This is a genomic window from Bacillus sp. RB3 (assembly GCF_030164735.1).
Lineage (GTDB): Bacteria > Bacillota > Bacilli > Bacillales > Bacillaceae_G > Bacillus_A > Bacillus_A cereus.
The window spans coordinates 100,467-112,617 of record NZ_JASNGE010000001.1 but is presented as its reverse complement, the minus strand read 5'-3'; the positions used below and the strand labels follow the sequence as shown (position 1 = coordinate 112,617).

Here is a 12,151-nt window from a genome sequence, read left to right as displayed (position 1 = left end):
AAAAGGTATTCCAAAAAGAGAGGTGACACATAATGGGAGTTATTGCTTATAACGAAGAAGATGTAAAGTTGTTAGCTAGACTGATGCGTGCTGAAGCCGAAGGAGAAGGACAACAAGGAATGTTAATGGTCGGAAACGTTGGGGTAAATCGTGTCCGCGGAAATTGTTTAGACTTTAAAAGCATTCGTAATTTACGTCAAATGGTTTATCAAAACCCCGGCGGTTTTGAAGCAACGCAAAAAGGATACTTTTATCAACGGGCACGTGAACAAGATATTGCCCTAGCAAGACGGACCATTCAAGGGCAACGTTTTTGGCCTGCCAACTTTGCCTTATGGTTCTTTAGACCTGAAGGGGCATGTCCACCGACTTGGTATAACCAACAAAACTCTGGTCGCTTTAAAAAGCACTGCTTCTTCCAGCCATCTGCTGGAGACTGCCCTAGCGTATATTAAGGAATAAAAATGAGGAGGGATTTTTGAATGGCACAGCAACAAAATCCGTACTATGGAACAGGTTTTTATCAACCATCTGGAACTTATGTACAACCGCAACAAATGACTCAACAACAGCAGCAAGCGATGCAACAACAAACAGCTCAAGCTGCGCAAGCTCAATATGCAATTTCTCAAGGCATGTTACCTCTAGAGCAATCCTATATTGAAAATATCCTTCGTTTAAACAAAGGTAAGCAAGCTACGGTTGTAATGACTTATGAACGTGGCAGTTCCCTTGGTACACAATCTTATACAGGTATTATTGAAGCAGCTGGCCGTGACCATATTGTTATTAGTGAACCGCAATCAGGAAAACGCTATTTACTACTAATGATCTACTTAGATTACGTAGAGTTTCCAGAAGAAATTACGTATTTACCTAGTCAACAAGCAACTTATACTCCAAGACCATAAAAAAAGCTGGCAAATGCCAGCTTTTGTTTTTTTATAATCCTTTTACAACTGCAGTCCCTACTAGAATCCACGCCACAATAAACGCTACACCACCAAGAGGTGTAATTGGACCAAAGAACTTAATGCCTGTCGTACTTAATGCATACAAACTACCTGAGAACATAATAATTCCAGCTACCATTAGCCAACCAGCAGTAGTTAAAAGTGATGATTGAACCTTATCCATCAATAAAGCAACTACGAATAGTCCACCTGCATGAAACATTTGATATGTAACGCCTGTTTTCCAAACTTCTAACATTTTTGCAGAAATTTTATTTTCTAAACCGTGTGCTCCAAAGGCCCCTAACGCAACAGATAGCCCCGCTGCAATACAACCTAGTAAAAAGAAAATTTTCATCTTAATTCCCCTTTTTTACCTTTATCATAAGCAATTTTTGCATATAAGCCAAACGATTTATCTTCTAAAAATCAAATAAAGAATTACCGTTTGCATCACTTTCTTTTATATATACTGGCTCCCCAGACACAGGTGCAATTGGTTGCATAGTTGTTACTGGCTGTGATCCAATTACTTGCGATTGAATTTTCGGTTCTCTATATGTAGATGTTTCAACTTGTTCATCTAATAATAAGTCACATAAAGCACGCACAACTAATAAATGTTCTTTTGACTTTTGTCCTTCACTACTTTTTGCCTTCGCAATTTCATTCGCCATTTTATTTAAAATCTTGTCGCTAGATATTTGCATTCCTTATCACCTCGTACTTTGTAATTCTTTCTCGAATTGTCCCAATTTTTCTACTGAACCAAATAATATTATCATATCACGTTCTTTCAATTTTTCCTGCCCTGCCGGATTATGTATAATATTCCCATTTCTTGAAATCGCTAATATTGTTACATCAAACTGATTCCTTACATTACTCTCTAGTAACGATTTACCAACTAATATTGAATCTTTTCCAACTAGAATTTCTTCAATGACAAATGACTGTTCTACTCCATACAACACTGTATCAATATAATGAACGGTTAATGGATTTGCAATACCTTTTGCGATATGAATACCCGCCATACTAGATGGATTAATAACCTTATTTGCACCAGCACGCCTTAATTTCTCTTCAGTTTCTGGCTTTTCAGATCTCGCCACAATTTTAATCGTATCGTTTAACCCTCTTGCTGTTAATGTAATAAATACATTTTCGGCATCATTTGCAACAATAGCAACTAAACCAGCTGCTTTTAAAATTCCGGCATTATGTAATACTTGATCTTCCGTTGCATCTCCATGTACAAATAAAAGCTTTTCCTGCTCCAATATACTTTCATCTTTATCAACAACGACAAATGGAATATTCTTTTCTTGCAATTCATGTACAACTTGAAGCCCCACTCTACCGCAACCACATACTATAATATGATTTTTCAACTGCGCTATTTGTTTATCCATCTTCTTCCTCCATACTGCATGAAATAAATTCCCTTCAATAATCATAGCTGCCACTACCCCAATTGCATACGTAACAATACCTACGCCAACAGGAATAATAAGAAGCGCAAATACTTTCCCCGTTTGCGTTACAGGAACGGCATCTCCGTATCCAACAGTCAATACAGTAATCATTGTCATCCAAAATGCTTGAAACAAACTAATCTCTTCAATCGTCATAAATCCTATCGTTCCTAGAATTACAACAACAGTCATACATATAACTGCTATCCATAATTGCTTACGTGCATTCATACTGTGTTTCAACTCTTTTCTCTATCTACAATCTTTGCCAGTGGAAATAAAATACGTATATACTAGATACGGAATCTATGAAAGAGGTTGATATAATGAAGACATTTCTTTCCGCCTTACAATGGGCACTATTTATTTTAGCTGGAAGCCTTATTGTACCAATTAGTGTCGCAACTAGTTATGGTCTTAATGGCGCTGAAGCCATCGCATTTGTACAAAGAACATTATTTGTTCTAGGTTTTGCTGGTCTCTTGCAAGCTATATTTGGGCATAAACTTCCTATTCAAGAAGGTCCTGCTGGCCTTTGGTGGGGAATTTTCTCCCTTTACGCAAGTTTAGGCGTCGTACTATTTGGATCAAATAATGAGACACTTAAAGTTCTTCAATATGCTTTCTTATTAAGTGGTATTATTTGTATTATTCTTAGCGTTTTTGGACTTATTGATAAACTCGTTCGCTATTTTACACCGACAGTCATTGGAACGTATTTATTTCTTCTTGTCGCGCAGCTTAGTGGCTCCTTCTTAAAGGGAATGTTTGGCCTTGATGGAAAACATACAGAAGTACAACCTAACGTATTTATTCTTTCACTCATTGTTATTTTACTATCCTTTTTCATCATGAAGCTACCTATTATTGGACAATATTCCGTTCTTTTCAGTATCGTATGTGGCTGGATATTATTCGCATGCTTCGGATTATCTAATCCAATAACACCAGTGACAGACATAATCCGTTTTCCATCCTTATTTGTTTTCGGAATGCCTCGTGTTGAATGGAACATGGTAATTACGGTCATTTTCGTTACGCTCTTACTTCTAACAAATATGTTAGCAAGTATTCGCGTTGTACAAAAGGTTGTCTCTAAATATGAAGAAAACGCTGCATCAGATCGTTTTAAACAAGCTGGCATTATAACAGGAATCAACCAATTGCTAGGCGGCCTATTTTCAGCTATTGGGCCTGTCGCTATTTCTGGATCAGCAGGTTTTATTGCAACGACTAATATTTATAAACGTCTCCCGTTTATATTAGGGTCAAGCTTTATTATTGTCGTTAGTATATTTCCAAAGATTACTTCATTCTTTGCAGCAATCCCTGTTGCAGTTGGTTATGCCGCTATTTATCCTGTATTCGCAAGCATGATTGGCCTCGCCTTTCGAGAATACGAAACTGTCCAGGATAAAGAACGATTATTTAAAGTAGCCGGTCTTTCAATCTTTACAGGAGTCGGAGTTATGTTTGTTCCAGCAGGAGCATATTCCACACTTCCACCATTTCTAGCATCGTTTTTAAGTAATGGTCTCGTTCTTGGATCTGTAATGGCAATCTTGCTAGAAATACTATTTTCTCGTTCCACAGCAAAACAAATATCTTAAATTGGAAAACTTCCATTATTGCACTCTACCTTTAGAGTTGTTACGATAAAATCAAACTTTAATCATTGGGGTTTTATTCATCCCCAATGATTATTAACCAATATTATGAGCAACACACTCATAATAATTTATCTACTTCTTTTCAAAGAGGTTTGATGTCTTACTATTATTCCTCAATCTCTTCATGAACATGTATTTTGATTTCAATTAAAGAAAGGAATTTTCTATATGACTTATAAAATGATTGTTTTAGATTTAGATGATACTTTATTACGTGATGACCATACTATTTCACCTCGTACGAAAGAAGCGTTAATGACTGCACAAGAGCAAGGCGTAAAGGTTGTACTTGCTTCTGGACGTCCAACGTTCGGTATGCGCAATGTAGCGAAAGAACTTCGTTTAGAAGAATACGGCAGTTTCATTTTATCTTTTAATGGTGCAAAAATTATTAACTGTAAAACAAACGAAGAAATCTTTAGTAGTACACTATCTCCTGAAATCGTTCACAACCTATTTGAAATTAGTCAAACTGAAGATGTATGGATTCATACTTATATGGGCGATGATATCGTAACGGAAGAAAATAATCCTTATACTGAAATTGAGGGCGATATTACTGGTATGCCAATTGTTGTAGTAGATGACTTTAAAGCTGCAGTTAAAGAGCCCGTAGTAAAAGTATTAATGAATAAAGAAGCTGAACGCCTTGTTGAAGTTGAAAAAAAACTACAAAAACAGCTAGAAGGCCAATTAAGCGTGATGCGTTCGAAACCATTCTTCTTAGAATTTACTGAAGCTGGTGTTACAAAAGGAACGAGCTTAAACAAACTGATCCAAAAGCTTGGCATTAAGCGTGAAGAAGTTATCGCAATGGGCGATAGCTATAACGACCAAGCGATGATTGAATTTGCTGGTCTTGGCGTTGCAATGGGCAATGCACCTGATGATATTAAAGAAATTGCAAACTACGTAACAGATACAAATATGAACGATGGTGTTGCAAAAGTTGTAGAGAAATTCGTTTTAAAAACGGATGTACTTGTTTAATATTTTCATTCACAAAACCTATTTGAAGTCAAATACTTCAAATAGGTTTTTATTTAAATTCTCATGCTTTTGTGACTATATTTTGAACTTTGCACTATTCTCGTAGTGTAAACTTTCTTTTTGTATATAATGAAACAAAATAGACTATTTTATTTTGAAAAAGAATACAAATTTACTATATACAAGCATACGTTAAAGGAGGCTACTTTATGTTATCTACACCAATCGGACGATTAAGAGCAATTGGACTAGTTGAGGGTATTTCTTTCCTATTACTATTATTTGTAGCAATGCCATTGAAATATTTCGCAGGATTTGCAACAGCTGTTAAAATTACAGGCATGGCTCATGGTGTTCTATTTATTCTATTCATCTTTGCAGTAATTCAAGTAACAATCGTACACCGTAAATCAATTTTATGGGCACTTGGAGCATTTGTTTCATCAGTTATCCCATTTGGCACTTTTGTACTAGATGCAAAATTAAAGAACGAGCAACAATAATAATAAAAAGGTAGTTAACGACTGTTAACTACCTTTTCTATTTATAAATTTGGAATTTCCCAATCAATTTCTCTTTCGCCCATATTAGCTAAAATCGTATTTACTTTAGAATATGGCTTACTACCAAAGAAACCACGTCTTGCCGATAATGGGCTTGGATGTACAGATTCGATAATATGATGATTCGGATTCGTAATTAACTTCTTCTTCGCCTGCGCATGGCGCCCCCACAATATGAAAATAACTGGCTTTTCACGTTCATTCAACAGTTCAATTACACGATCTGTAAAGTGCTCCCATCCTTTTCCCTTATGAGAATTTGCTTCGCCTTGACGAACTGTTAATACGGTATTTAGTAATAATACTCCTTGTTCCGCCCATTTTACTAAATAACCGTTATTCGGGATTTCATAACCATATTCATCTCGAAGTTCTTTATACATATTTAACAATGACGGTGGTGTTTTAACACCAGGTTGCACAGAAAAGCTTAAACCATGCGCTTGATTCGGTCCATGATATGGATCTTGTCCTAAAATAACAACCTTTGTATTTTCATAACTTGTATACTGAAGAGCGTTAAAAATATCTTCTACCTTCGGATAAACAACATGCGTGCTGTATTCTTCTGTCAAAAAACTGGATAGAGTAAGATAATACTCTTTCTCGAATTCTGGTGCCAATAGTGGCTCCCAATCATTCTTTAAAACATTTTCCATACTGTCACTTCCTGTCTAATTAATTCACCATATCCTGTCTTGTAAATACTACGAACGAAATAACAAGAGAAACAACTGCCCAAACAGTTAAATTCATCAAAGAAAATCCCATCGATAAACCTTGTAATGCAGGTAATTTTCCTGATAAATAATCCGTTAATGATAAATTCACACTAAAAATATATTTGGCGCCTTCCCAAGATGTTGCGAACGAGCTTAAAATACCGCCTGCAATTAATGCAGCTAGCATAACGCCCATACCAGCTGGTGTATTACGAATTAAAACAGAGACCATAAATGATATAGTTCCGACAACGATAGCAACAAACCATGCTAGTCCATACGCCATTAAGATGTATTGCCACTGCGGAATAAGATGCACAAAGTTCGTATTTAGCGTTTCCTTATCAATAACAAATCCTGTTAAAACAGGTAAATTCCATCCCGAGTATCCAAATACAAGCCCTGATAATATGTAAGCAAACAAACCTACAAGAAACAGTATGAGCGAAATGAAAAATAACATCGTCACGTATTTACTAAGGAGTATTTTCCAACGCCGAATTGGCCGCGTAAGTAACATCTTCATCGTCCCATCACTTCGTTCTCCTGAAACGATATCAATGGCTACAATCATTACAAGAAGCGGAATAAATAATGTAATTCCTTGTTCAATAAATGCTCTGACAAAAGTCGGTGCACCCGGTGCCATCGGATTAATATCATGATCTAAATAATATTGTTGTTGCTCAACTCTTACCTTTAACCAATCACGCCATTCTTCTGGCAACCTAGAATTGTTCAACCGGTTCTGAGAATCAACAATTTGCTGTTGCAATGAAACCTTCCAATCAGTTGTACCGAGTCTTTTTTGTGTCGTTTCTATTTCACGATACTGCGCATACACAAAAAGCGGGATCAAGATTGCTAAAATAAGCATGACAACAAAAATACGTTTCTTGCGGTAAATCTTTTCTGATTCATTTAAAACTAGATTCGCAAATTCACGCATGCTGCTCACCCCTTGTGAGTTCAATAAATAAATCTTCTAGCGTAAATACAAGCTCCTTAACGCTATGTACATCTATTTCATTTTCGACAAAGTGTTTATTCCAACTACTTATAGATGCAATATCCATGCGGCATAGTAATCGATCGCCTTCTACACTCACTTCCCTTACTTCTTCGGCCGCTTCTAGCATATCTTTCGCCTTAGAAATTGGTGTAACAATCCATTCTACACGATCACTTGCTGTTTTAATTAATTCTTCAACCTTGGCAACTGTTATCATTTTTCCTTTATAAATAATAGCAACGCGATCGCATATCATTTGCACTTCACTTAGCAAGTGACTTGAAATAAACACGCTCATATTTTCTTCTTTTACAAGCTTATGTATAAATTCCCTAAGTTCTCTAATCCCTGCTGGATCTAAACCATTCGTTGGCTCATCTAATATGAGCAATTTTGGATTCCCAAGGAGCGCCTGCGCAATTCCAAGGCGTTGTTTCATACCAAGTGAGTACGTTTTTACCTTGTCATGAATTCTTTCATCTAAATGAACCATTTCAGCAATTTCAATAATACGTTCATCTGATATATCACCTAACATACGAGCAAATTGCTTTAAATTTTCCCATCCCGTTAAATATGTATACAACTCTGGGTTTTCAACGATACTCCCAATTTGACGCATCGCTTCTCTGAAATTTTCCTTAATCGAATAACCACCAATAGAAATCGTACCTTCTGTCGCCTTAATCAATCCGACTAACATTCGAATGGTAGTCGTCTTTCCAGCACCATTTGGTCCTAAGAACCCGAACACTTCTCCTTGCTTTACATCAAAGGAAATATTCTCTACAAGAGTCTTCTTTCCAATTACCTTCTTCAAATCTCGTACGGAAAGTATCGTCGTCATTTTACCCCTCCTTGTTCTAGTTTTAATTTACTTACAACATTTTGAACTAAACGTTCTGCCATATACGTATAACCTACTTCGTTCGGATGAAAATGATCAGAGTATAATAAATCTTTCCCACGGTTTTGGAATAAATCAAATGTCGGTGTAATATATACATTTTTATCGTTTAGCGCTAACTTCTCTAAAGATGCATTCCAGTCCACAACAATGTTTGAAGACCCTTTTAAATCTTCTACATCTTCAAAAGGATTGTATAAACCAAGCCAAAAAATCGGACTATCTGTATTTAATTTACGAATTTCTTCTATAATTTTCTTTGCTTCATTTTGAAACGTTTCTGTGTCAGGACGATACGTCTCTAAATCTATTTTCCCAAGCGATTCCCAGCCTGGGAACAAATCATTCCCACCAATCGTTAACACGATTACATCTGCTTGCTTAATTGAATATTGAGCGCCATTACTTTCAATTTGTTTTAATAAATCGGGCATTTTTGCACCACTAACTGCTAAATTTGTTAATGCAATTTTTTGCTTATAATCTTTTTGTAAATCCTCTTTCATTCGCCCAACATAGCCAATTCCTTCTTTATCACCAACGCCACGCGTTAATGAATCACCTAAACTAACGATTTGTAACGTTCCCGTTTTCTCTTTCTCTTTTGCCACTACATCGGTCTTTTTAATTAAATTTGAAGCTTTCGGATTTAATACATCATTTACACCTGAAACAAAGCCATATGCAAATAAACAGAAAGATGCAATTGTAATGAGTAGAATTACTTTTACTACTTTTGATCTCATATCAAAACCCCTTTTAGCCCTCATAGATTGTCCATAATTATACCAAACGAAATTTTGAAAAGCGATTTTCACACCTTCTCAATTACGTCGTTTCTCTATTTACTAACTCTGGTAATAACTCTATATGCTTCACATCTAATTTCTCTTCATTAATCTTTTCATATAATAATTCAAACGCTTTTACTCCAACGTTTTTACTAGAATGCGAAATCGTCGTTATACCCAATATATCTGCCACCTCTTGATCATCACACCCGATAATCGTAATATCCTCTGGAATACGAATTCCTTGTTTTTTTGCTTCTGTAACCATCCCCGCTGCAATATGGTTACAAGATACAAGGAACGCCGTCGGTTTTACTGACATATGAGCCCATTCTCTAATTACATTGCGTCCATCTTCCACTGTAAAACAACCCTCAAATTTCCAGGTGTCTAACGGTGTTACGATACTCTGTTGAAGCGAATCTTCATATGCCTTCTTTCGTCTTTGGCTATTAACACTATTACTTCTTCCAATACAATATCCAATATGTGTATGACCAGCATCTATTAAGCTTTTCATCCCAAGTGAAAATACTTTGTAGTAATCGATATGGACACTTGAAATGCATTTTGAATCTATTTCTTCACACATAACAATCGGGCCGAATTTTGTATATTCTTCAAGCTTCTCCTTACTATTTGCCCGAGAACAAATAATAACCCCATCAAGCTTTTTCATTTTTAACATATTTAAAATCTCTAGTTCTCTTTCTTCGCTATAATTCGTCTGGCAAAGCATCATATTATAATTATTCTTTGCTGTCTCTTTTGATATCCCCTCAATAATAGCGCTATAATATTGATCATTTACGTGTGGCAATAAAACGCCAATTACATTCGTTTTTCCTTTCACTAAATGAATTGCATTCACATTTTGCGTGTAATTTAATTCTTCTATAATCGCTAAAATTTCTTTTCGTTTCTGTTCATTTACGTACGGATGATTATTTAGTACACGTGAAACAGTTGAAACAGATACTCCAGCAAGTTCAGCAATCTTTCTTATATTTGTCATCTCATTTTCCCCTTCTCACAAAAATTCTCCCTTGACCTGGTAAGCTTTCCACAATATATCCTTTCCTAGCAAATACATTTAGAAAGGATATACAACTATGCTTCGATTCAAATTAGAATATATATTTTTCATTGGCGGTTTACTCATTCTTGCCATCGGTATTAATATGATGACGACAATTACTTCCTTTGGACTTAGCCCTTATGATTCCTTCTTTATTGCACTATATCAAAATTTTGGCATAAGTATTGGTTTTTGGATTTTCATGATTAACTTTGCTTTTACACTTATCGTACTCTTTTGGAATAAAAAACAAATTACAATCGGTACAATTGTAACGATGGTTCTTATTTCTCTTTTTGTTGATTGGATTGGTTCCATTACAACTATTATGGACGCTATCCGCTCTCTTCCAAAATATATAACACTTATTTGCGGAAATCTATTCGTTGGAGCTGGAATTGGTCTTTACGTCTCTACAAACCTTTGCACAGCGCCTCAAGAAGCTTTCGTTTTAACGGTTGCTGAGAAGAAAAAATGGACGTTTAGAAGAACAGAGATTTCATTAGCCTTTTTATTTTTAACGTTAAGCTTTTTATTAGACGGACCTATCTATTTTGGAACAATCATCTTATCCTTTACAACAGGCTGGATTATCCAAGCATTTATTCAAGTTGGTACGCAGATTTTAAATAGAAAAGAGCCTATTAAGCAAGCTGCTTAATAGGCTCTTTCTGTTTTATGGTAAGGATACTACTTAGCATCCCCTTCAATTCGATAGTTCGCTTTCAAACAATCTATTTCTTCATACCCTTGCAACGTATGTAGAATATAATCATAATCAGCAAGAGACGCACGATGCGTTACAATTACAATTTCAGCCTTTCCTTTCTCTTCAAGCGGCATTTGAATAATTTTCTCAAAGCTAACTCCGCGCTCAGAGAACAATGAAGTAATTTTTGCAAATACACCAATTTCGTCTTTTACATGCAGTCTTAAAAACTTTTTCACGACAATTTCGTCTGGCTCTTTTAATACTTTTTGATATTGTGGGACTACAGCACTATTTCCTGTTACCCCTAATCTAATATTTTGCATTACAGCAACTAAATCCGAAACAACAGCTGTCGCTGTTGGTAAACTTCCTGCGCCTGGTCCATAAAACATCGTTTCCCCAACTGCTTCACCATACACATACACAGCGTTATATTCATTTTGTACTGCCGCAAGAGGATGTGTATTTGGAAGTAAAGTTGGTTCAACTGTAACCTCCAATTTTTCACCATCTCGTTTTGCAAGACCGATTAATTTAATTGTATAACCTAAGCTCTTACTATATTCAATATCTTCCTCTGTAATAGAGGTAATCCCTTTTACTTTCACGTCTCCAAGCTCTACATTTGTAGAGAAACCGAGAGTAGCTAAAATCGTCATTTTTCTTGCTGCATCTAAACCTTCTACATCTGATGTTGGATCTGCTTCTGCAAATCCAAGTTGTTGGGCTTCTTTTAACACGTCGTTATATGCTCTCCCTTCGTCTGACATTTTCGTCAAAATAAAATTTGTCGTTCCATTTACAATTCCCATTACTTTCGTAATAAGATCTGAGGAAAGTCCTTCTACGATACTGCGTAAAATTGGAATTCCCCCTGCCACACTCGCCTCATAGAATAAATCAGCCTTATTATCTTTTGCTGTCGCTAATAATTCAGCTCCATGTAATGCCATTAAGTCTTTATTTGCAGTTACAATATGCTTTCCGCTTTTTAAAGCTTGTAAAATATATGATTTTGCATCATCAATGCCACCCATCACTTCAATGACAACATCAATATTTGGATTATCTAAAATTTCATTTGCATCTTGTGTTAATAGAGTAGAAGGTACCTCTACCTCTCTCTCTTTCTCAATGTTTTGCACTAATACTTTCGTTACCTTCACTGGACAACCTACTTGGTGTATGAGTCGTTCTTGATGATCCGTAATAATACGAACCACACCACTGCCAACTGTCCCAAGACCTAATAACCCAACTTGAATTTCTTTCATA

The 12,151-nt window shown here is 35.9% G+C and carries 15 protein-coding genes; 6 read left to right on the top strand and 9 right to left on the bottom strand.

Annotated features, from left to right (window positions below; genetic code table 11):
- Positions 1-32: 32 nt before the first annotated feature.
- Together cwlJ and gerQ are read left to right on the top strand one after the other, a co-directional pair.
- Positions 33-455 (top strand): cell wall hydrolase CwlJ, encoded by a 423-nt coding sequence (cwlJ, locus tag QO049_RS00535; RefSeq protein WP_000538167.1) that lies wholly within the window; start codon positions 33-35, stop codon positions 453-455.
- Between the two features lie 27 nt (positions 456-482).
- Positions 483-911, top strand: a complete 429-nt coding sequence (gene gerQ, locus QO049_RS00530; protein ID WP_000068652.1) for a spore coat protein GerQ — start codon at positions 483-485, stop codon at positions 909-911.
- A 31-nt stretch (positions 912-942) separates the two neighbouring features.
- On the opposite strand, the gene QO049_RS00525 is transcribed toward gerQ, so the two are convergent.
- The 3 genes from QO049_RS00525 to QO049_RS00515 all read right to left on the bottom strand — a co-directional run bounded on the left by QO049_RS00525 (position 943) and on the right by QO049_RS00515 (position 2,662).
- Entirely contained in the window at positions 943-1,311 is a 369-nt protein-coding gene (locus QO049_RS00525) for a DUF423 domain-containing protein (protein WP_000688315.1), read from the bottom strand.
- 64 nt (positions 1,312-1,375) lie between these two features.
- Complete coding sequence (locus QO049_RS00520) at positions 1,376-1,663, bottom strand: YwdI family protein (protein ID WP_001167349.1); 288 nt, start codon at positions 1,661-1,663, stop codon at positions 1,376-1,378.
- Positions 1,664-1,669: 6 nt separating this feature from the next.
- Positions 1,670-2,662 carry a potassium channel family protein gene (locus tag QO049_RS00515; protein ID WP_284489083.1) on the bottom strand — a complete coding sequence of 331 codons (993 nt, stop codon included), beginning with the start codon at positions 2,660-2,662 and terminating at the stop codon, positions 1,670-1,672.
- Between the two features lie 95 nt (positions 2,663-2,757).
- Here QO049_RS00515 and QO049_RS00510 point away from each other — a divergent pair, with 95 nt between their 5' ends.
- The 3 genes from QO049_RS00510 (at position 2,758) to QO049_RS00500 (ending at position 5,594) form a co-directional block, all read left to right on the top strand.
- The gene (locus QO049_RS00510) at positions 2,758-4,041 is read left to right on the top strand and encodes a purine/pyrimidine permease (protein ID WP_000847044.1); all 1,284 of its coding nucleotides are present in this window, start codon (positions 2,758-2,760) and stop codon (positions 4,039-4,041) included.
- Positions 4,042-4,269: 228 nt separating this feature from the next.
- Positions 4,270-5,091, top strand: coding sequence for a Cof-type HAD-IIB family hydrolase (locus tag QO049_RS00505; RefSeq protein ID WP_000221395.1), 822 nt, complete (start codon positions 4,270-4,272; stop codon positions 5,089-5,091).
- A 209-nt stretch (positions 5,092-5,300) separates the two neighbouring features.
- A complete protein-coding gene (locus tag QO049_RS00500) occupies positions 5,301-5,594 on the top strand; it encodes a DUF3817 domain-containing protein (protein WP_000953396.1) in 294 nt (97 codons plus the stop codon).
- A 41-nt stretch (positions 5,595-5,635) separates the two neighbouring features.
- Here the strand turns inward: QO049_RS00500 and QO049_RS00495 are convergent, their stop codons facing one another.
- Genes QO049_RS00495 through QO049_RS00475 form a run of 5 tightly spaced genes read right to left on the bottom strand, consistent with a single transcriptional unit; the run spans position 5,636 to position 10,101 of the window.
- A complete protein-coding gene (locus tag QO049_RS00495; protein ID WP_000432520.1) occupies positions 5,636-6,313 on the bottom strand; it encodes a uracil-DNA glycosylase in 678 nt (225 codons plus the stop codon).
- Between the two features lie 19 nt (positions 6,314-6,332).
- Positions 6,333-7,325 carry an ABC transporter permease subunit gene (locus QO049_RS00490; RefSeq protein ID WP_001206477.1) on the bottom strand — a complete coding sequence of 331 codons (993 nt, stop codon included), beginning with the start codon at positions 7,323-7,325 and terminating at the stop codon, positions 6,333-6,335.
- Entirely contained in the window at positions 7,318-8,235 is a 918-nt protein-coding gene (locus QO049_RS00485; RefSeq protein ID WP_284489082.1) for an ABC transporter ATP-binding protein, read from the bottom strand. Before QO049_RS00485 ends, QO049_RS00490 begins: the two co-directional genes overlap by 8 nt.
- Complete coding sequence (locus tag QO049_RS00480; protein ID WP_246961679.1) at positions 8,232-9,113, bottom strand: SGNH/GDSL hydrolase family protein; 882 nt, start codon at positions 9,111-9,113, stop codon at positions 8,232-8,234. Before QO049_RS00480 ends, QO049_RS00485 begins: the two co-directional genes overlap by 4 nt.
- A 10-nt stretch (positions 9,114-9,123) precedes the next feature.
- Positions 9,124-10,101: a LacI family DNA-binding transcriptional regulator gene (locus QO049_RS00475; RefSeq protein ID WP_000181958.1), complete on the bottom strand. Its 978-nt coding sequence runs from the start codon at positions 10,099-10,101 to the stop codon at positions 9,124-9,126.
- A 97-nt stretch (positions 10,102-10,198) separates the two neighbouring features.
- Here QO049_RS00475 and QO049_RS00470 point away from each other — a divergent pair, with 97 nt between their 5' ends.
- Entirely contained in the window at positions 10,199-10,825 is a 627-nt protein-coding gene (locus QO049_RS00470; protein WP_246961681.1) for a YczE/YyaS/YitT family protein, read from the top strand.
- Between the two features lie 29 nt (positions 10,826-10,854).
- On the opposite strand, the gene QO049_RS00465 is transcribed toward QO049_RS00470, so the two are convergent.
- Complete coding sequence (locus tag QO049_RS00465) at positions 10,855-12,150, bottom strand: homoserine dehydrogenase (protein WP_000659107.1); 1,296 nt, start codon at positions 12,148-12,150, stop codon at positions 10,855-10,857.
- Between the last annotated feature and the right edge of the window lies 1 nt (position 12,151).

What these genes read in the sequence shown, in the direction of transcription:
- QO049_RS00505 (WP_000221395.1), top strand. Translation starts at nt 4,270, where the DNA reads ATGACTTATAAAATGATTGTTTTAGATTTAGATGATACTTTATTACGT.
- cwlJ (WP_000538167.1), top strand. Translation starts at nt 33, where the DNA reads ATGGGAGTTATTGCTTATAACGAAGAAGATGTAAAGTTGTTAGCTAGA.
- QO049_RS00495 (WP_000432520.1), bottom strand. Translation starts at nt 6,313, where the DNA reads ATGGAAAATGTTTTAAAGAATGATTGGGAGCCACTATTGGCACCAGAA.
- QO049_RS00525 (WP_000688315.1), bottom strand. Translation starts at nt 1,311, where the DNA reads ATGAAAATTTTCTTTTTACTAGGTTGTATTGCAGCGGGGCTATCTGTT.
- QO049_RS00500 (WP_000953396.1), top strand. Translation starts at nt 5,301, where the DNA reads ATGTTATCTACACCAATCGGACGATTAAGAGCAATTGGACTAGTTGAG.
- QO049_RS00510 (WP_000847044.1), top strand. Translation starts at nt 2,758, where the DNA reads ATGAAGACATTTCTTTCCGCCTTACAATGGGCACTATTTATTTTAGCT.
- QO049_RS00475 (WP_000181958.1), bottom strand. Translation starts at nt 10,101, where the DNA reads ATGACAAATATAAGAAAGATTGCTGAACTTGCTGGAGTATCTGTTTCA.
- QO049_RS00520 (WP_001167349.1), bottom strand. Translation starts at nt 1,663, where the DNA reads ATGCAAATATCTAGCGACAAGATTTTAAATAAAATGGCGAATGAAATT.
- QO049_RS00485 (WP_284489082.1), bottom strand. Translation starts at nt 8,235, where the DNA reads ATGACGACGATACTTTCCGTACGAGATTTGAAGAAGGTAATTGGAAAG.
- QO049_RS00465 (WP_000659107.1), bottom strand. Translation starts at nt 12,150, where the DNA reads ATGAAAGAAATTCAAGTTGGGTTATTAGGTCTTGGGACAGTTGGCAGT.
- QO049_RS00515 (WP_284489083.1), bottom strand. Translation starts at nt 2,662, where the DNA reads ATGAATGCACGTAAGCAATTATGGATAGCAGTTATATGTATGACTGTT.
- QO049_RS00490 (WP_001206477.1), bottom strand. Translation starts at nt 7,325, where the DNA reads ATGCGTGAATTTGCGAATCTAGTTTTAAATGAATCAGAAAAGATTTAC.
- gerQ (WP_000068652.1), top strand. Translation starts at nt 483, where the DNA reads ATGGCACAGCAACAAAATCCGTACTATGGAACAGGTTTTTATCAACCA.
- QO049_RS00470 (WP_246961681.1), top strand. Translation starts at nt 10,199, where the DNA reads ATGCTTCGATTCAAATTAGAATATATATTTTTCATTGGCGGTTTACTC.